The sequence below is a fragment of the Leptospira semungkisensis genome (assembly GCF_004770055.1).
In the GTDB taxonomy this organism is placed as follows: domain Bacteria; phylum Spirochaetota; class Leptospiria; order Leptospirales; family Leptospiraceae; genus Leptospira_B; species Leptospira_B semungkisensis.
This window is the reverse complement of sequence record NZ_RQEP01000019.1, coordinates 181,362-200,241: the sequence shown is the minus strand read 5'-3', so window position 1 is coordinate 200,241 and position 18,880 is coordinate 181,362. Positions and strand designations below refer to the sequence as shown.

At 42.8% G+C, this 18,880-nt stretch carries 17 protein-coding genes; 13 read left to right on the top strand and 4 right to left on the bottom strand.

The window, feature by feature from the left end:
• The first annotated feature begins 42 nt into the window (after nucleotides 1–42).
• The gene (locus EHO59_RS15255; RefSeq protein WP_135589324.1) at nucleotides 43–408 is read left to right on the top strand and encodes a hypothetical protein; all 366 of its coding nucleotides are present in this window, start codon (nucleotides 43–45) and stop codon (nucleotides 406–408) included.
• Nucleotides 409–432: 24 nt separating this feature from the next.
• Entirely contained in the window at nucleotides 433–1,569 is a 1,137-nt protein-coding gene (locus tag EHO59_RS15250) for an aminotransferase class I/II-fold pyridoxal phosphate-dependent enzyme (protein WP_135589323.1), read from the top strand.
• On the opposite strand, the gene EHO59_RS15245 is transcribed toward EHO59_RS15250, so the two are convergent.
• Nucleotides 1,467–2,579 (bottom strand): hypothetical protein, encoded by a 1,113-nt coding sequence (locus EHO59_RS15245; protein WP_135589322.1) that lies wholly within the window; start codon nucleotides 2,577–2,579, stop codon nucleotides 1,467–1,469. The two genes, EHO59_RS15250 and EHO59_RS15245, sit on opposite strands and share 103 nt — an antisense overlap.
• 67 nt (nucleotides 2,580–2,646) lie before the next feature.
• On the opposite strand from EHO59_RS15245, the gene EHO59_RS15240 reads away from it, so the two are divergent.
• The 9 genes from EHO59_RS15240 (at nucleotide 2,647) to EHO59_RS15200 (ending at nucleotide 12,606) form a co-directional block, all read left to right on the top strand.
• The gene (locus EHO59_RS15240; protein ID WP_135589321.1) at nucleotides 2,647–3,420 is read left to right on the top strand and encodes an LOG family protein; all 774 of its coding nucleotides are present in this window, start codon (nucleotides 2,647–2,649) and stop codon (nucleotides 3,418–3,420) included.
• Nucleotides 3,421–3,516: 96 nt separating this feature from the next.
• On the top strand, nucleotides 3,517–3,798 hold the full coding sequence (gene rpmB / locus EHO59_RS15235; RefSeq protein WP_135589320.1) for a 50S ribosomal protein L28: 282 nt from the start codon (nucleotides 3,517–3,519) through the stop codon (nucleotides 3,796–3,798).
• Complete coding sequence (locus EHO59_RS15230; RefSeq protein ID WP_135589319.1) at nucleotides 3,749–4,456, top strand: endonuclease III domain-containing protein; 708 nt, start codon at nucleotides 3,749–3,751, stop codon at nucleotides 4,454–4,456. Before rpmB ends, EHO59_RS15230 begins: the two co-directional genes overlap by 50 nt.
• Complete coding sequence (locus EHO59_RS15225) at nucleotides 4,453–4,884, top strand: acyl-CoA thioesterase (protein ID WP_135589318.1); 432 nt, start codon at nucleotides 4,453–4,455, stop codon at nucleotides 4,882–4,884. Before EHO59_RS15230 ends, EHO59_RS15225 begins: the two co-directional genes overlap by 4 nt.
• Nucleotides 4,885–5,334: a peptide chain release factor family protein gene (locus EHO59_RS15220; protein WP_135589317.1), complete on the top strand. Its 450-nt coding sequence runs from the start codon at nucleotides 4,885–4,887 to the stop codon at nucleotides 5,332–5,334.
• A 33-nt stretch (nucleotides 5,335–5,367) separates the two neighbouring features.
• A complete protein-coding gene (gene uvrC, locus EHO59_RS15215) occupies nucleotides 5,368–7,227 on the top strand; it encodes an excinuclease ABC subunit UvrC (RefSeq protein ID WP_135589316.1) in 1,860 nt (619 codons plus the stop codon).
• A 50-nt stretch (nucleotides 7,228–7,277) separates the two neighbouring features.
• Nucleotides 7,278–9,443, top strand: a complete 2,166-nt coding sequence (locus EHO59_RS15210) for an LIC11755 family lipoprotein (protein ID WP_135589315.1) — start codon at nucleotides 7,278–7,280, stop codon at nucleotides 9,441–9,443.
• Between the two features lie 11 nt (nucleotides 9,444–9,454).
• A complete protein-coding gene (locus EHO59_RS15205) occupies nucleotides 9,455–10,858 on the top strand; it encodes an LA_2168 family protein (protein WP_135589314.1) in 1,404 nt (467 codons plus the stop codon).
• Nucleotides 10,855–12,606, top strand: a complete 1,752-nt coding sequence (locus EHO59_RS15200; protein WP_135589313.1) for a phospholipase D-like domain-containing protein — start codon at nucleotides 10,855–10,857, stop codon at nucleotides 12,604–12,606. Before EHO59_RS15205 ends, EHO59_RS15200 begins: the two co-directional genes overlap by 4 nt.
• On the opposite strand, the gene EHO59_RS15195 is transcribed toward EHO59_RS15200, so the two are convergent.
• A complete protein-coding gene (locus EHO59_RS15195) occupies nucleotides 12,586–13,911 on the bottom strand; it encodes an O-antigen ligase family protein (RefSeq protein WP_135589312.1) in 1,326 nt (441 codons plus the stop codon). The two genes, EHO59_RS15200 and EHO59_RS15195, sit on opposite strands and share 21 nt — an antisense overlap.
• A gap of 130 nt (nucleotides 13,912–14,041) precedes the next feature.
• On the opposite strand from EHO59_RS15195, the gene EHO59_RS15190 reads away from it, so the two are divergent.
• The gene (locus tag EHO59_RS15190; protein ID WP_135589311.1) at nucleotides 14,042–15,337 is read left to right on the top strand and encodes a glycosyltransferase; all 1,296 of its coding nucleotides are present in this window, start codon (nucleotides 14,042–14,044) and stop codon (nucleotides 15,335–15,337) included.
• Here EHO59_RS15190 and EHO59_RS15185 read toward each other — a convergent pair whose 3' ends face one another.
• Together EHO59_RS15185 and EHO59_RS15180 are read right to left on the bottom strand one after the other, a co-directional pair.
• Complete coding sequence (locus tag EHO59_RS15185; protein WP_135589310.1) at nucleotides 15,338–16,396, bottom strand: glycosyltransferase family 9 protein; 1,059 nt, start codon at nucleotides 16,394–16,396, stop codon at nucleotides 15,338–15,340.
• Nucleotides 16,393–16,995: a DUF4254 domain-containing protein gene (locus tag EHO59_RS15180; RefSeq protein ID WP_135589309.1), complete on the bottom strand. Its 603-nt coding sequence runs from the start codon at nucleotides 16,993–16,995 to the stop codon at nucleotides 16,393–16,395. Before EHO59_RS15180 ends, EHO59_RS15185 begins: the two co-directional genes overlap by 4 nt.
• 130 nt (nucleotides 16,996–17,125) lie before the next feature.
• Between EHO59_RS15180 and EHO59_RS15175 the strand changes: the two genes are divergently transcribed.
• Complete coding sequence (locus EHO59_RS15175; protein WP_135589308.1) at nucleotides 17,126–18,880, top strand: patatin-like phospholipase family protein; 1,755 nt, start codon at nucleotides 17,126–17,128, stop codon at nucleotides 18,878–18,880.

The following is an 18,880-nucleotide window of genomic DNA, read 5'->3' as shown; positions in this document are numbered from 1 at the left end:
GTTCTTCCTGGTTCAAGACGTTTTTTCGCCGATTCTATAAGTATGGAATCTAACGAACTTTCTCGCGAGCAACATAGAGAACTGGACTCATTGAGAGCTGTTTTGAGAAATATTTCCTTTCTTCTTTTTCTATTGGCGGGGCTTCTCGCGTTCGGGGCTTTTTTCAGAGAGAGTCCCGGTAAGGCGATTTTGTATGCCGTCTCGGCGCTCTTCTTCTTTATTTTAGGAATCCTAGGTTACGGAGCCTCTATCTCCTTTCGAAAATCCTTGGCGTTGGACGATAGAGATCCGGAGCAGTTCCTATTCGCTCTCAAGGACCTGAGATACTTCCTGAATTGGATTGCGTATGTATTACTCGGTCTATTCTTACTTTCTTTTTTCGGCGCTTTCGCCTTGCTTCTTTCTTAAAGGAAAGAAGTCTGACTCTTTGGTGTGAGCCTAAGAGAATTTTTCATAGAAGATCGACTGGAGAGATTCAGAACGGAGGCTCCTTGCAATCTAGGAGAAAGCGGGATCCGAAATATAAACCTCTCCGAACTCGCTAGATCCTTGGATTTGGATCTAAGAGATCTTGGAAAACTTTCCTTAGCTGATTCTCCCAATTCAGGAAGAATGGATTTGAGAGAAGAGATTGCCTCTCTCTATCCAAATGTTTCTCCTGAACAAGTTCTCATCACCACAGGCACGGGAGAGGCATTATTCCTCGCGTTCCATACAGTATTGAAAGAAGGAGACCTGGTCTCTCTTTTTTGGCCTTCCTTCCAAGCATTGTACGAGGTCCCTAAATCGATTGGGGCGAAGATCCAAAGAGTGGATCTATTGCCCAGACTTCTTTCCGGAAGTTCAGGACTCGGTAGAGAGAATATACATTCTCTCTTTGAAAACAATCCTCAGCTCATCATTTGTAATCATCCACATAATCCTACAGGCATGATTGCCGAAGATACGGATCAGACAGAGATACTTTCGCAAACGGGAAATTTTCCGAATTGGATCCTATTCGACGAACACTATCGTTTTCTTTCCAAAGAAGAAGACATTGGCTGGAGCGGTTTCGGTGTTTCAGAGAAGTCGTTAGCGACTGGATCCATCACGAAATGTTTCGGTGTCATGGGGCTCAGGATCGGTTGGCTTGTCGGTCCCAAAGACTTTCTAAAAGAAGCGAGAAGTATGAAGGATTATCTGACTCATACAGTTTCGCCTATCTCCGAGTTTTTGACCTTGGAATTATTGAAGAAAAGAAAAATCCTGCAGGCTCGGATCAAAACGAATTTAGATCGAAATATTACTCTTTTTGAAAATACCTGGAAGGACCTTCCCGGAATTTCTTTTTTTCAGGCTCCGAAAGGAGGAGTCGTTGGTTTTCCAAAACTTGTGGATGGTTTGGACGCGCGAAAATTCGCAGATACTCTCTATGAAAAAGCGGGAGTATTTGTGCTTCCTTCCGACGATTTCGAGATAAACGGTTATATTCGAGTTGGGTTTGGAGAAACTCCGGAACGTTTTTCCTTGGGCCTAGAACGCTGGAGTAAGATCGGATCCGAGATAATGGCTCTCTTGAACAAATAAGCGATCTGTCTGTCTTGCGCGAAACTTGTAGATTCCAAAGTATAATAGGATTTTCCTAGATATACATGAGGACTTTCTAATGCTTTGAAGAACTCGGAATTTTCTTTGGCAGGCTTCCAATTCCATTCTTTGCCTCGGATCTCAACGGTAAGTCTTTCTCCTTCTATCTTCCAATTCGTTTCTCCTGACCGAAAGGGAAGTCCGCATCTGAGGCGCGGCTCTTCTTCTTGTAGAAATGTAGGAGAGATCCAAACTCCGAGAGGAAATAAAAGAGGTTTTTCTGGATCGATCTCTTCTTCTTTTTTATGACCATAGACCCAGACTTCTGTTCGATACACTCTGTTCGGGCTCGGATACATATCCTCATAGATCCTTCCTAATTGGTGGCTGAGCACTCTCATAGAATGGATGCGAACCTTCCATTTTCCAGGTTCACCCACAGGCAAAACGGATTCTGGAATACAATCTTGGAACAGATCCGAGGGAATATTGGTCTCCCATACAAGAAAGGGAGAAAGGGTTAGAGTGCTTTTCTGTGGGAACCATGCTTCCCAGAAATAAGGCTCGCTTCTGAATTGAAGATTTCGTTTTTTTCTTTCTGTTTGGTCTGCTTCTTCGGGAAGGAATAGATCTTCTCCAGGATGAAAGGCTAGAAAGCTAGGATCGGCTCCTTCTATTTTACTTTTCCAAGGAAGAAAGAAGAATAAGGACCAAAGAGATACTTTGTGCTTTCGGATCCTTTTTACTTTTCGTTTGGAATTCGGAAAGATCTCTTCTGTTTCAGATTCGGAGTAAGAGAACGGAGGCAGGTTTTGGGTCCAGTCTTGGGATGCCAAAGATTCTTCAGAACCGAGACTTCGAATATTCTCCGTTTGGATCCGGTTCGTAACGTAAGGATCGAGTCGTTTTTGGAGTCGGATCTTTTCCGCTTCCCATTTAACGGAAGAATGAAAGCCAAAAGAGGAAAAGACGGATCGAATTTTTTCTTTTAAACTTCTCGGTCCGATCATTCTTGGAAAGGATACAAACTAAGTTAGGAAAGGCAAGCCTAACTTCCCCCAAAATAAAGGAAAGAACATGGGAAGAACTTCGTTAGAACATGATGAGTTTCTGAGATCGGTGGACGCGTTCCATTTGAGAGTACTCGCAGAGATAGATTATCCTCAATCCATATTCAGGGATGGAAAGATCAAGGACACGATCTGCATCTTTGGCTCTGCTCGGATCCTGAGTCCGGAAGAATGCAAATCAATGGAGAATGAAAAACGCTCTGAAAAAGAAGAAGCGATCTTTCAAAAACGAAAGGAATTATCCTCTTATTATAAAGATGCAGTAGAAACTGCAAAACTGATCACGAACTGGGGAAAGGAAATCTCTAAGGAATATCATAGAATGGCTGTTTGCACGGGAGGTGGTCCCGGCATCATGGAGGCAGCGAACAGAGGTGCCAAAGAAGCAGGAGGTCCGAGTCTAGGTCTAAACATACGGCTTCCTTTCGAACAGTCCGTGAATCCTTATGTGGATCCGAATATTAGCGTTGAATTTCATTATTTCTTTATGCGTAAACTTTGGTTTCTAAGACTCTCCAAGGGAGTGGTTGCTTTTCCTGGTGGATTCGGAACAGTAGATGAGCTATTCGAAACTCTCACTCTCATCCAAACAGGACGCAATAATCTGAAAATCCCTGTCATTCTCTACGGAAGTAAGTTTTGGAATTCTATCTTTCATTTGGATACGATGAAGGAATATGGGTTAATCGATCCTTCCGATCTGGATCTGATCACCTATTGCGATAGTCCCTCTGAAGTATTGGATGTCCTAAAGAAGAAGGTTCCTTTAGACGCTGATTGAGTTCTTGCGGGGAAGAAGGAGCCGAATTCCCCGTTTTTTCCCGAATCTTTTTGGTTTCCTTGACAGCTCGTTTCGGGAGAAAATTATGGTCGCAATATGGCCAGAAAATGTGTCGTCACAGGGAAAGGAACGATTGCAGGAAACAATGTTTCCCACTCTCACCTGAAAACCCGTAGAACCTGGAAAATCAACCTGATCAAAAAGCGTATCTTCTTGGAAGATGAGAACCGCTGGGTCACTGTTCGCATCTCTACTCGTGCTTTAAGAACCTTGAAAAAGAAAGGAATCAAAGCAGCGATCAAAGATAACGCAGGATCTCTACAAGCCCTTGCCCCTAAAAAATACGCCGGAATCCAAAAAAAGGCAGTCCAAGCCTAAGTTTTCCGTAACTCCAGAATACGTATCCCGAATTTACTTCCTTTTACGGAAGGAATTCGGGGATGTAAATTCACCTCTTCATTATTCCCAAGACTATCAGTTTGCGATCTCTGTAATCCTTTCTGCGCAATGCACGGACGAAAGGGTCAATCAGGTCAGTCCAGTTCTATTTGCGGAATATCCGACCTTAGAATCCTTAGCGGAAGCTCCTTTAAAGAAAATAGAGAAGATCATCTATTCTACGGGCTTTTATAAGAATAAGGCTAAGTCAGTCTCCGGATTCGCAAATATTCTATTAAAAGATTATAATGGAAAATTGCCTAAGACGATTGCAGAGCTGATCAAACTTCCTGGAATCGGAAGAAAGACTGCGAACGTAGTACTAAACGAGATCCATCATATTTCGGAAGGATTTGTGGTGGACACTCATGTAAAACGAATATCTAAAAAATTGGGTTTAACCGACCAATCAGATCCGGTCAAGGTTGAGAAAGATCTGATGAAGAATATCCAACCGGAATACTGGATGGATCTGTCCTTATATTTTATATTTTTGGGAAGAAAGTATTGCAAGGCGCATAAGACCTTCTGCGAGACATGCATTCTTAGAAAAGAATGTCCTTCTTCCTTGGTTTTGAAAACGGGAGAATCAAAATGAGCGTAGAAGTATTCTTGGATTCCAAAATACAGGGAATGGGTCTGAGCACCCAACATATTGTGATGTCTCGGGATCTGAACCAGCACGGATTTTTATTCGGAGGACAGATGCTTGCCTGGATAGACGAGGGATGCGCTATGTTCGTCATGGAAAAGATCGGCTATTCGAATTTAGTGACTGTTAGTATGGACGATGTAGTATTCAAGAGCCCAGGTCTTCTTGGCGAGATCATACAGATTTTTTCTAAAGTAGAGAAGGTAGGAAAGAGTTCCATCACTCTGCGTTGTGCTGCAATTGCAAAGAGCCAAAAGAAAAAAGAAGTCAGAGAGATCATAGACTGTAAGATTACCTATGTTTGTCTGGATGATTCCGGTAAGCCTTTTCCGTACTTTACTCAGTTTGATACGGATGAGATCCTCAAAAGATAAATGGCCTCTCGCTTTCCGGTTTCTATAGAAAAAGAAACTGCTTTGCTCTCTAGGCTGGAAGGTCTTGGGATCAAAGAATCGGATCTAGAAGAGACTTTTGTTCGAAGCGGCGGAAAGGGAGGCCAGAACGTGAACAAGGTCTCTACTGCAGTTCGCCTTCTTCATAGACCAAGCGGAACAGAGATCAAATGTTCCATTCATCGCACCCAAGGACTGAATAGATACAAGGCTCGGATTTTACTCTGCGAAAAATTTGAAGAAGAAGCAAGAGCTCTTTCTAAAATAGAAGATCCGGAACACGCAAAAGCTAGAAAGGCAAAGGCGGATAAGGCCAGAAAGGCAAAAAGAAAAGCCAGGGCAAAAGCTTCCTCTGGTCTAAAAAGGGAATTCGTTCCAGAAAACGATTGGAAGGAAGAATACGGAGAAGATTGGACCGACTCCGAAGAATAGTATTTTCTAGTAAATCCGGGACCCTAAGAAAGAATGCCTGAAGTTTTCAATCACAGTCTGATCGTAGAAAAACTGAAGAACCTAACAGGTTCTCCCGGTTGCTACCTTTGGAAGAATTCCGAAGGCGAAGTGATCTATGTAGGCAAGGCAAAGAACCTAGACAAAAGGATCCGAAATTATTTAAAAGAAAAGCAATCCGATATCAAGACACGCCATTTGCAGAGAGAGATCTATGATCTGGATTGGATTGCAACTTCTACAGAAAAGGAAGCGCTGATCCTAGAAGCGACTCTTATCAAGAAGCATAATCCAAGGTATAATGTACGTTTAAAAGACGATAAGAAGTATCCTTATCTTTGTGTTTCACTCTCGGAACCATTTCCTATGGTATTCGTAACTCGAAAGATCAAGGGCAACGGAGATAGATTTTTCGGTCCTTATACGGATGTGAAAACGACTCGAGAAGTATTGGATGTAATTCATCGGATCTTTCCTATACGTAAGACGAAACAGGTTCTTCCTCTTCCTAAACCTAGACGGCCTTGCTTGAATTTCCAGATGGGAAGATGCCTAGGCCCCTGCCAAGGAACTGTTCCAAAAGAAGAATATGCAGTCATAGTGAATCAGATCATACAATTCTTGGAAGGTAAGAAGGAAGTTCTCGCGAATGAGCTCACGAAACGCATGGATGAATATTCCACCAAGATGGAATTCGAGAATGCCGCTCGTTATAGAGATATGCTTGGAAGGCTCCAATTATTCCGCCAAAAACAGACAGTGGTGAGTATGGATGGAGGGGATGAGGATGTAATCGCTTTCGCCCGTAAAGAAGACGAAGGACAGGTTGTTCTAATGGAAGTGAGAGGGGGTCGTCTGGATAATAAGAAATCCTTTCCTCTCCAAGGTGTGCAGAACTCTACAGAAGAGGAGATCCTCTCTTCCTTCTTCCGGGATTATTACTTGGGAGCAGGTTGGATCCCTGCGAGTATCGTAGTTTCCTTCGGATTAAAAGAAGAAGGAGAAGCAGTATTAGATTTTCTGCAAGAGAAGACAGGCTTTCGACCAAAGCTACGTTTTCCAAAAGCGGGAGAAAAGAAATCTCTCTTAAAGATCGCAGAGAAGAATGCGGAACTCAGTCTTACTGAACGACTTCTGGCAACTCATTATAGAGACCAGACAATTGCCTTAAAAGAAATCCAAGAGATGTTCCAACTGTCCGAACCTCCTCATATTATCGAATGTTATGATATCTCTCATTTCCAAGGTTCTTTTCCTGTGGCAAGCGGGGTCATGTTTGTAGAAGGAAAGCCATTCAAACAAGGATACAGAAAATATAATATACGAGGCTATGAAGGGATCAACGATCCTGGAATGATGCACGAAGTAATCTCCCGTAGATTGCAAAGGATCATGAACGAGGACGGAGTTCTTCCCGATTTGATCGTGATCGATGGAGGTCCTACACAACTAGGCAAGGCTTGCGAGGCTGCCGTAGAGGCTGGGGCTCCGAATCTTCCTATGGTCGGTCTTGCCAAGAAGAGAGAAGAGATCTATTTTCCGGGAGAGATGACCCCTTACAGTTTTGATATGAATTCCCCCGGAATGAAACTACTTAGGCATCTCCGAGACGAAGCGCATCGGTTTGGAGTGGAGCATCATAGATCCCGCAGAAATAGAGAGGCCTTGAATAGTTTAATCAAAGAGGTCCCCGATATTGGGTTGAAACGAAGCAAATTATTACTTCGATCCTTCTCCGGGCAGAAGAAGATCGAAGACGCGAATGTGGCCGAACTTATGAAAGTGCCAGGCATCGGAGAATCACTCGCCGAAAAGATCTACCAACATTTCCACACCGGAACAACAATTCCGGAGAGTCCTACTCAAATCGAATAAATTTCCCTCCCATTCTTTTTCTCTCCTACCCGTAAGAGAAGGAGGGAAAAATGAACAAATCCATTCCATTTTTCTTATTTTGCTTCTTTGGTTTCATCTCTGTTTGTAAAGGCGGATCCGCAAAAGAATCCATCTGGTCGGAAGAAGCTTCCGCCGTTTCTTTTCAATATGATCCTTTATATTCGGGTCTTCATTCGAATTCGATTAGCGAGATACAAGAAAGCGACGGAACCACATGCGTCCAAACGGGAGAAGATCCAAATCTTCTCCTTCAGATCTGCCTTCACGACAATGATGCTCATTCTAAGGAAAATTTACACCGCTCTTTTGAATCTTGGAAGAAGGAGGAATTGGTCCCCGAATCAAGTTTGGTCTTACGAGACGGGTCTTCTGCCAGAATAGGAACTTATCCTAAGAACGATCTACTGAAATGGATCCAAACGGCTGACTTCGCACTCGTTGGAGAGAGAGAATTCGACGTCGGCGCTAAAGAAAACTTTTGGACTAGAAAAGATTTTCATTCGAGAACCCATCAAAAAAGTTTCAGTATATTCCATTTTCAGAATGAAGAAATCTTGCTCGTTCTTCCAGCAAGAGGCGAAAAGGAGATCTACTTTGCTTTTCGTTTCACTTCGAAAGGTTTTCAGGAAAAGATTCGGGCAAAAATCCTTCTTATAAACCGAGCTGCTCTAGAAGAATGCAGTTTGTCTATTCCTGTGATCACCGAGATCTTCGGCGAAACTGATTCTCCGATCGGTAGATGGATCGAGATCTATAATCCGAACCCATTTCCGATTTGCGAAGAAGGATTAGGTATAGAGCTTTTCGGAACAAGGATCGCCTTACCTAAGACAACCGGATGGATCTCTCCTTTTGAGACGAGAGTGTATGGAGAATCTTCTTCTAAGTTAGAAAGATTCCCTCTCAGTGGGATTCGATGGGGAGATCTGAAGAAGGTCGGAAATCTCTATTTATTTTCGAAGCAAACCTCCGGATCATTTCCTCTTCCGGGCGGTGGATATCTTTTTGGAGAGGAATATATCTCTTGGACCAATCTGGGATTTTCCGAATGCAAGGAAGACGAAACGATTTGCATGAGTCCCGGAAGACAGGATCGAAATTCGATCCCCTCTAACAAACTTCCTGTTTGCGCTCTAAATTCCATCGAGTTAGAAGAGGTGAATCCGATCGGATGGAAAGAAGGTTCAATTCTTTGGGCCGACTGGAAATACCTGGATCTTCTCTATACAGGATTAGAAGAATGTGATCCATCCTTCTTGCAAATCCAATGGGGAAATATCCAAGAACCTGTTTCTTTCTCCGGAGCTTGGAAGCCTGGACAGATATTTACAATCGGAAGTCTGCCATTTCTAATTTCTTCTCCTAATTTTTCCTATAGAAATCTGAAGGCTGGCAAGTTAGGGGATCCTATCTCTCTCTTGGATCGATCTTCGGGAATGAGAAAGATCTTATGGGACGGGGTTTGGAAAACGAAATTAGGTTCTCCCGATAGAATCATATTAGAAAAAACAGATGGATCCGTTGCATCTATTTGCTTTGAGAACGGAGGGCCTAAGATCCATGCAAAGATAAACGCGAGCCGGGCATCAGCGCTTTCGCTGCAAATCAAAGATTCGAATCTGAATTCTCCCAATTCCATTGAGGATGCAAATCTAAGAACTTCCCCGGGAAGAAGGGCTTGTACAAATTCAGTTCTTACGAACAAAGCTATGTTCTCTGAAGTTTCCTGGATGGGTTCTTACCAGGGAACAAATCCTATCGCCAAAGATCGGTTTCTTGAATTTGTAAATAAACAAGGAAATCCGAACGCGGGTCTTTTACGGATCGTTTCCGGCTCGGGAGCAGTGACTTCTATTTTATTCCCCTTGGATCCGGATTCTTTGACCTTATTGTCCGCCGGAGCCTCTACCTGCTTTCCTGAAACTTCATTTTGGAAGGATCCAGCTTTTAGTCTTCCTACGAGTGGAAAAAATATAGTAAGGCTGTATGATCCTGATTCGGGAGAAGTTTGGGATGAATTCCTCTATGATTCCAGCGGACCGGGCATCAATGATACAAAGAATAAAATTAGAAAATCTGCATATTCTAAGGAAGAACAAGGTGTAAGGACCTGGAAGGTTAGCAGTTATGCCGGCAAGCCTTTCCGGGATCCTACATGCGCACTGACGGATGCTCACCCAAGTGAACTCGAGTAAGAGAGGTCTTTATGAAAAAGATCTTCTTTTTTACTTTGATCCTGATTGCAGCAGATCTATATTCTCAGGTTCCTTCTTCTAAATTGCCCGGATTGAAATTTTACTTTCAGTGGATCCTATTTAGGGACCAAGGAAGAGAGAAACATCCGAATGAAGATACAGCCGGCAGATTTTCTGGGAACGCTCAACCTCTAGGCTTTGGCTTTATTTACCGGAAAGAAAGCAATGAGTATAAAACACATTTGGAATGGGTAGGGATCAAAGCCTCCGAAGACAATTTGGTGCTTCTTCCTGGCAGAAACAGTTATATAGGAATTTTAAAGAACCGCTTTCTGTGGGGATTGGGAAGAAGGTCGGATCCTGAATCCTTTCCCGCTTGGACTTCTTGGACAGACGGAGTGGAAGGCGTATTTGTAGAAAACCTGGATCCGAACCTAAAGATTCGGTTTGATCTCTTGGATCTATACAGAGGCTTTCCTCTCTGGGAAAACTCTTGGCTCAGATTGCAGGGCAGAGAGCAATTCCTTTCGAAAGAAGCAAGTGATGCCTTATTGGTTCAGGACAAAAATCATAGTCGATCGAACGAATCCAGGTATAGGACAGGCTTCTTAATCCAAGGAAATAAGAATGATGAATTCGTTTATCATTTTCAGATCCGTTATTTGTCTTTAGGGGATTGGGGAAGGTTCGGAGAAGACAAGAAAGAATCCAGATCCGGTAAAGAAGATGGAGACAAGGATTACTTAGTAGAATGGAAGTTCGGCTTTGGATACATCTGGAAATATTTTTATCTCTCTTGTGATTTCTTTCTTTCTCGAGGGATAGATAAAACTGCATGGAATCCTTCTCGTCCGGAAAGATCTCTTCCAATCAGCGGAGAAGCAGTTCGATTCGATACAGGATTTTATCTGAAAGATAGCAAGATCTCTTTCTTCGGTTTTTTGCCGGACCAAGAAAAGAGAAAATCAAATGGGGAGATCTTGGAACTCGGTTTTGTGGGAATGGGAAACTCTCCTATTTCCAATCCGATCCTGCAGCAGATCTGGGGATTTTATCCTTCCAGTTGGGTTACTTCTTCCGGCTTGGAAAGAGAAGAAACAAAGTATCCGACCAAACGTCCAGCCGGCCTGATCGGTCTTCGATCAGAATGGATGGGACAGGGATTTCAGTTTGGAGTTCACTTCACATATATTTCCTTCTTTAAAGAAGACATCGCCTCATCGGGAGCTTGGATCTTTTCCAAAAGGATCTTAAGCCATTCCTTTTTGAGAGAAGGAGGATTGAGCCTGGGCTGGATCCCGAAGGGAGAGTCTATGCCTGTCTTGCAAGTAGAGGCGGGAGGTTTTGAAACAGATTTAAATGTAGGGCTCCGAAACTGGTATCTTCTATTGCAAATGAAGGCGGTATGGGAATGAAGAAGATACTCTATCTAATTTTTCTTCTTCCGTTTTGCTCCATCAATGAAGAAGGCTCGGGACTTACTTGGGAAGAGGATCACTCTCCCAAAGCATTCTTTTCTTATCCGGGTAGATTCGTTCCAGAAGCGAAGAAAAGAAATGTTCGAGAAGAGATCCTTAGATTGATCCGCGAAACCAAGCACAGCATTTATATGCATGTGTATTCCTTGGATGATCCTGAAATAGAGGATGAATTATTGCTCGCCCATTCTAGAGGAGTGGATTTGCAAATCATGGGTGAATGGGGAAAGAAGTATCCGAATGCGATCCTTCCTTTTCTGCGCTATTGGGACGGCTCCGGTTTGCAACATAGCAAGGTACTCGTAAGCGATCATAAGACAGTGTTTCTGGGAACAGGAAATTTCACGTTCTACGGTTTAGAACGAGATCATAATGGATATATCGAATTTTCTCTGCTTAGCAAGGATTGGGAAAAATTTCATTCTTTCTTAAGAGAAGAATATCCGTTTGTTACCCTGAAGATAGGAGATCTGGAATTTAAGAATTCTCCAAATGATGGATTTAGGATCCAGGATCGATTATTTACATCTGCTGCTTCGGCTCGAGAAAGTATAAGATATCTGATCTTTGACCATTACGATCCTATTTTAAGTCTCGGAATGGCTCTCTCGAAAGCGGACTTTATCGCAGGAGTTTATGATCGCCCGGTTGATCCGGAGGGTAAGCTGCTTTCTTCGAATTCGAGATTTGTGATCCAGGAAGACGGGAACGAAGATATACTAGACGATGAAAGTCTTGGAAAGGGAGGGCTTCTTCATCATAAAACTCTAATCATCGATGATCTTGAGCTATTGACAGGTTCCTATAATTATTCCTTGAGTGCGAGAGATTCGAACCGAGAAATACTTGTGAGAACCAAGAACGAAAATCTAGTCTCTCAGTTTAAAGACGAATGGCAGAGGGTGGAGGAGAAGGCGAGTCAGATCTCTTCATACGAGATGGCTCCTTCTTCCAATACGTATCAATTCGATCCGGTCCATTCTACAGTTTGTAAACAAGGAACGAATTCAGAGGATATATTCTTGGATATCGGATTCTCTTGGTTTCGTTGGATCCAGCTCTATCGATTTTTAGAAACGGATGTCTGCAAATCCTTGCAAAACTATGAATCGATCAGCTCCCGTAATTTTGGAGGAAGGTCGGAGTTTCCGAGTGTCGGTACTTTGGATTTGGGTGCAAGGTTGCTTGATCGTTCTGCAAATACACTCGCAACCTCTTCTCAAACTTCTCTGATGGCTGAATTAGAAGAAGCCACTAAAAAACCAGTTCTCTTCTTGAGACCTGAAATATTGATCTTTTCTGAGCCTGCTTGGACATTCGAAAATTCTAAAATGATCTCTATTTGGATAAATTCTCAAATTCCGATCCAAGCATGGATCTTTCATCGAGGTAAATTACCGAAGAAGTCCGAAGTGAATGTCCAAAACGAAGTCTATTTTCTGAAGGAAGCATTGGAGACTAGTACTGGGATGATTCTTTTGGAATACCAGGATTTCAGTCTATACTTCTGTTATAAGTCTGCGAACGATTCCCTTCGTTGGACACAGGACCTTCTTCTATCTATCGCAGATGGACATATAAGACAATGGAAGAAGGAAGAGTTTCCGAACTCTTGGACGGAATTCTTTTCGGAAACAGGTCTCCCGAACCAAAGGAGAGAAAATCTATGTACGGTCGGATTCTAATTCACTGGATTTTACGAATAATCCCAATAGCAACCAGAATAGAATCACTACCTCATCATCTTGGAAATAACATTGGAATAATCCGGATACAAAGAAACCTAAGAGTCCGTAAAAGAATAGGATCTGATGAAAGCCTAGTTTCGATTGAAATAGAAAGAAGACTAGGCTCGCTGCTAAGCTCAGATAAATGATCGTCGCAGGTAATCCAAAAACGGATGCGAGATGGAAATAATCATTATGAGCATGTCCTCTTTGAGTGACTTCATAGAAATAAGCAAGCTCGGGATATTCTTCTGAATGTTTAGAACGAACTTCGTCGATCGCGCGATTATAATTTCCAGGACCGACGCCGATCAAAGGATGTTCTTGTATTAATGGAAAGCTTGAGTCCCAAATAAAGGTTCGCCCTGAGTCAGTGTGTTTTTCCTTTCCGAAAAGGGGACCGATTACTTTCTTTCCGGCCGGACTGATGGCCAAAGCGGTTCCTAAGATCAAGAGCAGCCCTAAGAAGGCGACTCCTCCTTTGACTAAAAAGGATTTGGGTAATTCTTTTCTTAGAAAAAAGATATGAATTCCTGCGAGCAAAAGCGTTACTCCGGCACCTATCATACTAGAGCGGGCTTGATTGAGTAGAAGCACCAAAACATAGAGTCCTAAAAGAATTCCGGTCCAAGCGATTTTTCGAATATTCCCTTCTTGTAAAGTCTTCAAAAAGGAGAAGATTGCAAATGCTGAGAAAAACTGCAACAATCCACCAAAGGTTAAATGAGTATTCATAAGCCCGATGGAGATATAAAGAGGGACCGAAAAAAAGGAGCCCAAAGGATGAGTGAATTTGTATGTATGAGATTCCTTATACAGATCGCTGATCAGTCTGGACAATCGAACCGGTGTGAATCCACCGGCAATTCCAGTGAATATCAGAATGAGAAAGAGCCAGAATAATGCATGAAAGAGTCTAGGAGTATCTTCCTTCTTAACAAATCCTACGGAGAGAAATCCGCAGAACAAAAAGAAATCCTTCAATTCTCCGTTCCACGCGGAGCGCAGGCTGCTTGGATTCTCCCTATCCAAGGCAAGATGTAGGAAGAATACGATCCAATACCAAACGAATAGAGCGAGAGAAATCTGAAAGAGTCTGTGCTTTGGAAAAATATCCTCGAAGCGTTTTTCTCTGAGAAGATCCGCAAGCCCAAAGAAAAAGGAGAGGACGAGAAATCCTTGGCTCAAGCTTACCGAGACTCCGATTAAGGGGAAGGTAGCAAGCAAACAGAATAAGTGGGCTTTTTTCAAAAACTCTTTCATCGGCTATAATTTCAGGAAAGGATCTAACTTTCGGATTCTTTGTAAATTCGATTATTTTTGGCAAATATTCTTGGAATGGAGTGGTAAAATCCATCTTATACTAGAGATTGGTTTCGCATTAGGAACTAAGATGAAGATCCTTTATTTTTCCGATACCTTTCTTCCAAAAATAGACGGCGTGGCGATTTCCATGCGGAATTTTGCCGAGTTACTCGCTGAAAGAGGACATGAATTTCTGATCTGCTGTCCTCGATACGGAGAGGGTGATTTCGAGAGAATGGGCGAAAGGATTCGAGTCGAGAGATTTAGAAGCGGTTATCTTCCGAGTTATCCTGATATCAAAGTAGTTCTTCCTTCTCCCTCTAAGATCAAAAAGGCGATCAAAGAATTTCAACCCGATCTAGTCCATATTCATACTCCCGGTCTTATGGGTGTATATGGGATCAATGCCACTGAGAAGTATGGAGTTCCAAGCATAGGAACGTATCATACTCTGATGTCGGAACAAGACATGTATCTGTCCTTTTATCGTCTGCTCAAGCTGGACAAGCTTTTTATGAGAATTGGAAAGCTGAACAAAAAGATCAAGATCAAGGATCTGCTCAAGTTTGAGAAATTCGACAAATTCAATATCCGTAAAAAGATCATCTTAAAGATTACGAATAATCTGTATGATCGCTGTGATCTAATCATTTCTCCATCTCATCTAATCAAAAAGCAATTAGAGGAATTCGGGCTTAAGAAGCCTGTGGCGGTCATTTCTAATGGATTGGATCTTTCTCAATTCAAGGGATCTCCTAAGACATTATCCGAGAATCCTAAATTATTGCATGTTGGTAGGATCTCCTACGAAAAGAACTGCGACGTTGTGATCAACGCATTCAAGCTGATCGTAGAAAAGATTCCGGGAGCTACTCTCACGATTATCGGTGACGGACCGGCTCTTCCTTCTCTTAAACTACAGGCTCAAAAACTTGGAATAGAACGTTCCATCATGTTCACTGGCTTTATTGATAGGGCCGAGCTTCCGCAACATTATCCGAATTTCGATCTATTCCTGACTGCATCCACTATGGAGACCCAAGGGCTCGTGATATTAGAAGCGGTTGCCTGCGGACTTCCTGCGGTAGGAGTTGATTCTTTTGCAATTCCAGAATTGGTTCACCATGGAGAGAACGGTTATATTGCTAAGTCTTTCGATGTGAAGGATATCGCAGAGAAGGCGATCAGCATTCTGGAGAGTCCAGAAACGTACGCGAAGTTCTCCGAGGAATCTCTTAAAATTTCCAAGAGCCACGAGATGAAAGCTTGCGTGGATAAGATGGAAGAGGTTTACAAATCGGTAGCTGCCCAGAAAGGCAAAAAGAAGAAGAGATCCATCTTAAATACGATCTTCTCAATGGATCCTTTCGGCATCTTGGGTTGATCAGAACAGAGTATTGATATTCTTGATGACGTTGATCCTTTTGATCACGTCTTCCGGAGTGATTCTTTCCATACAGGCAAAGTCTTTTCTATAACAAGTCGTATTTCCATAAATACTACAAGGTCTGCAAGGAAGGTCCTCTATCTGCAGCACTCCAGTGTCTTCTTGTCCGAAAGGAGCAAAACCGGAAAGTGGGTGAGTGGTTCCAAAAAGCGCGATCACAGGTCTCTTTAAAAGCGCCGCGATATGTATATTAGAGGAATCCATTCCAATGATCACGTCCATCCTCTCCATGATCCCCAATTCTCCTCGTATCCCGTACTTACCACCGGATACGATTGTGATCGTTTGGTCTCCATTCCTCCATTCTTCCATAATAGAAGCTTCTTGAGAGGAACCGAATAGGAAGATCCGAACATTCGGAAATTCTTCTTTCAATAATTTTAATAGAGCAATGCTTTTCTCTAATGGCCATTCTTTCAATTTATGGCCGGCAAAGGGAGCGTAACCGATCCAAAGCCCTTCTTTCTTTTCTATCTTTCTTGCAAGTAAGAAGTCCTTCGCATAGATCTTGGATTCTGGATCCACATTGATCCAAGGACCTTTTCTGACGCTAGCAGGGTAGCCGGCCTTCTCGAATACTTTCAGGTACCGATCTACTGTATGAGGAAGTTTTCTGAGAACCTTACGATGCTTTCTGATCTGGCGCATCTTTTCTCTTCTTCCCTTGATGATTTGGAAGACAGGCACTCCCTTGAAACGAAAGAATAGACTGATAAATCTAGAACGAACACTCGAATGCAGATCTACGATCTTTTCGTAAGGCCCGAGTTTATTCAGTTCTTTGAATAAACGATAGAGACCCATGAGTCCCTTGTATTTCTTCAAATTGATACCGATCACGTTCACGTTCGGGATATTATAGAAGAATGACGCGTAATTTCCGCGGGTGACTACGGTGAGTTGAATATTGGTATATTTCGCCGCGACCGCGATGAGCGCCGGGGCCATAAGGGCCACATCTCCCATCGCAGAAAAACGTAAAACGAGTAGATTCATGCCTGTTTGGTATACAGAGAAGGATTCAGATTTTTATCGTTGTACATTTTCATTTGCCTGTACACCTTATAGAACTTATCTCCTTTGGAAAGATCGTCCATGAGTTCGTCCAAACAAAGAGCAAGATCCTTTCTTTGTTCTAGTAGTACGGACAGTTTGTTCTTGCATGTATTGATATGTTCCTGGCTGACATCGGTGCGCCTGGTCTGTTCATCCATGTGATAGATCTTTAATTCCAGGATACTCATTCTATCGATAAGCCATGCTGGTGTCTCCGAATTCATTCTGGCATTCGGTTTTCTCACTACGGACTGGAACATCGCGGAGATCCTGTCGTCTATCTGTTCGACTAGATCTGTTCTCTCCTGATTGAGCGCGTCTATCTTACGCTTGAATTTTACCAGTTCCGAATCCGGAAGATCGGGCCTTCTAATTTCGTCTTCCACGTGCCATTGGATGGTATCTATTTGGTTTTTCTTATAAAATAGGAATTCTAAGGAAGAGTCCGGGTGCGGATTGGTAGAAGTGGCTTCTGCTTTATGCCAATCTTGGACGGATTTCTTGAATATCTCAACCACGGTGGCCGAATCTAACATCATCGGAGCTAGATTTTACTCAACAGACCAAAAATCAAGAGGATTTCCTGGTTGTTGTTCCGTCGGCTATTACTATAGTTCGATCCTAGATCCGCTTTACAAAATAAATTTCCTAGGTTAGGATTTGGCGCTCATGAAAAAAATAGTCCCTCCGGAAGCCTTACAATTCTTAGCATCCATTCCCTTGTTTAAAGGACTACCAAGAAAAACCCTCGTTCTACTCTACGGTCATATAGAAGAAAGAAACGTTCACAATCATACCGTTATCTACTACAAGGGAGAAATCTCTAAGGAATTATATCTGATCCGTCATGGAGAAGTGATGATGTCTCTTGGGGAGGCGGGCAAAACCGTTAGATATTTAGGAGAAGGGGACGTGTTCGCAGAGAATAGCGTGCTCACTCGATCCGCACATACAGGATCCGCAACGGCAATTTTAGATACCTTGCTCTATGTGATCGACGGAGAGTATTTTTTAAGACTTGCAGGAAAGGAAAAAACTCTTTCGCAAAACCTGATGAGACTCATGGGGATCCGGATGAGAGAGGTCATGGAGGATCCTCATAATACCGGTTATTCTCCGAGAAGACTCGTATGCCATATTCCGATCGAAGAAGTTACCGACTTTAAAGTGAATCTGGATTTGATCGTAGATCATGGACGTAAATCTCATGAGGGCCAGATCTCTCTCGTCAAGATGGACACCTTCAAAGGGAAATCGGTTGCCGAGATGGTTCGGACGATCGCGCAACTTAGAAAGAAATCCACAATACTTCATCTTTATTTCAAGAGTCCCGGGCTCATTCCTGAACTGGATAAATTAGTACAGCAATGTGATCAGATCGTTTTCTGGGAAGAGAATCCCGAAAGGAATCTGAGACAAAAGAATGAGATCTTGGACTATTGGCAGCCGCGGATCCGAAATTTTTCAGGAAGGACATCTCGCATTGTTGTGTCAGAGAATGGCCTTCATAAGCATCAGGATTCTGCAGACCAAAAGGTATTCTATAAAGGGGAGACCTTCGCAAGATATCTTGTTTCTAAGACTAGAGGGCTTTCACTCGGAGGAGGCGGCGCAAGAGCACTCGCCCATGTGGGACTACTTAAGGTCTTAGAGAGAGAAGGGATCCAATTCGACTATGTTTCCGGATCCTCCTTTGGAGCAGTGATCGGTGCATTGTATGCAAGAGGAGAGACTGCAGATTCCATCTTCAAGATGATCGGCAAGTTTTTCGGGGGAATAGAAATGCCTTTCGATCCCACCATTCCTCTTATCTCTTTCTTTAAGGGAAAGAGAATGCTTAGAATGTTAAAAGATGCTTTCGGTTCTCAGCTCATCGAAGACCTAAAGATCCCTTTCGCTACCTCTGCTGTGGATTTACATAGTGGCCAAGAATACGTGATGGACCAAGGACCGATCTGGGAAGCTCTCGCCTCTGCTATGAGTCTTCCCGGAATGTTTCCTCCAATATTCAAAGGAGATCATCTGCTTATCGATGGTGGGGTATTGAATAATGTTCCGGACAATCTGATCCGAAGAAAGGGTGCAGATGTGATCCTTTCGGTAAACGTTTCTCCGCTCAGAGATGAAGGAATCGTTCGTCTTCTCGAAGACAGAAAGGTAACCGGAAAATCATTCTTCAAGAATTTATGGGAAGATGTGACCTATCCTCCTATCCTGAAGATCATGGCACGCGCGATCACATTAGAAGGAAGAGAGATCACAAAACTCAGAAAAGAGAAGATGGATTTATTCATTAATCTTCATATAGAAGAGTTTGCATTCACTGATTTCGGGAAATATAAGGAAATCATAAAGAAGGGAGAGCTAGAGGCAGAAGCCGCAGTAGGGGATATCCGAAAACTATTCTTTCCTTCGGAAAAATAG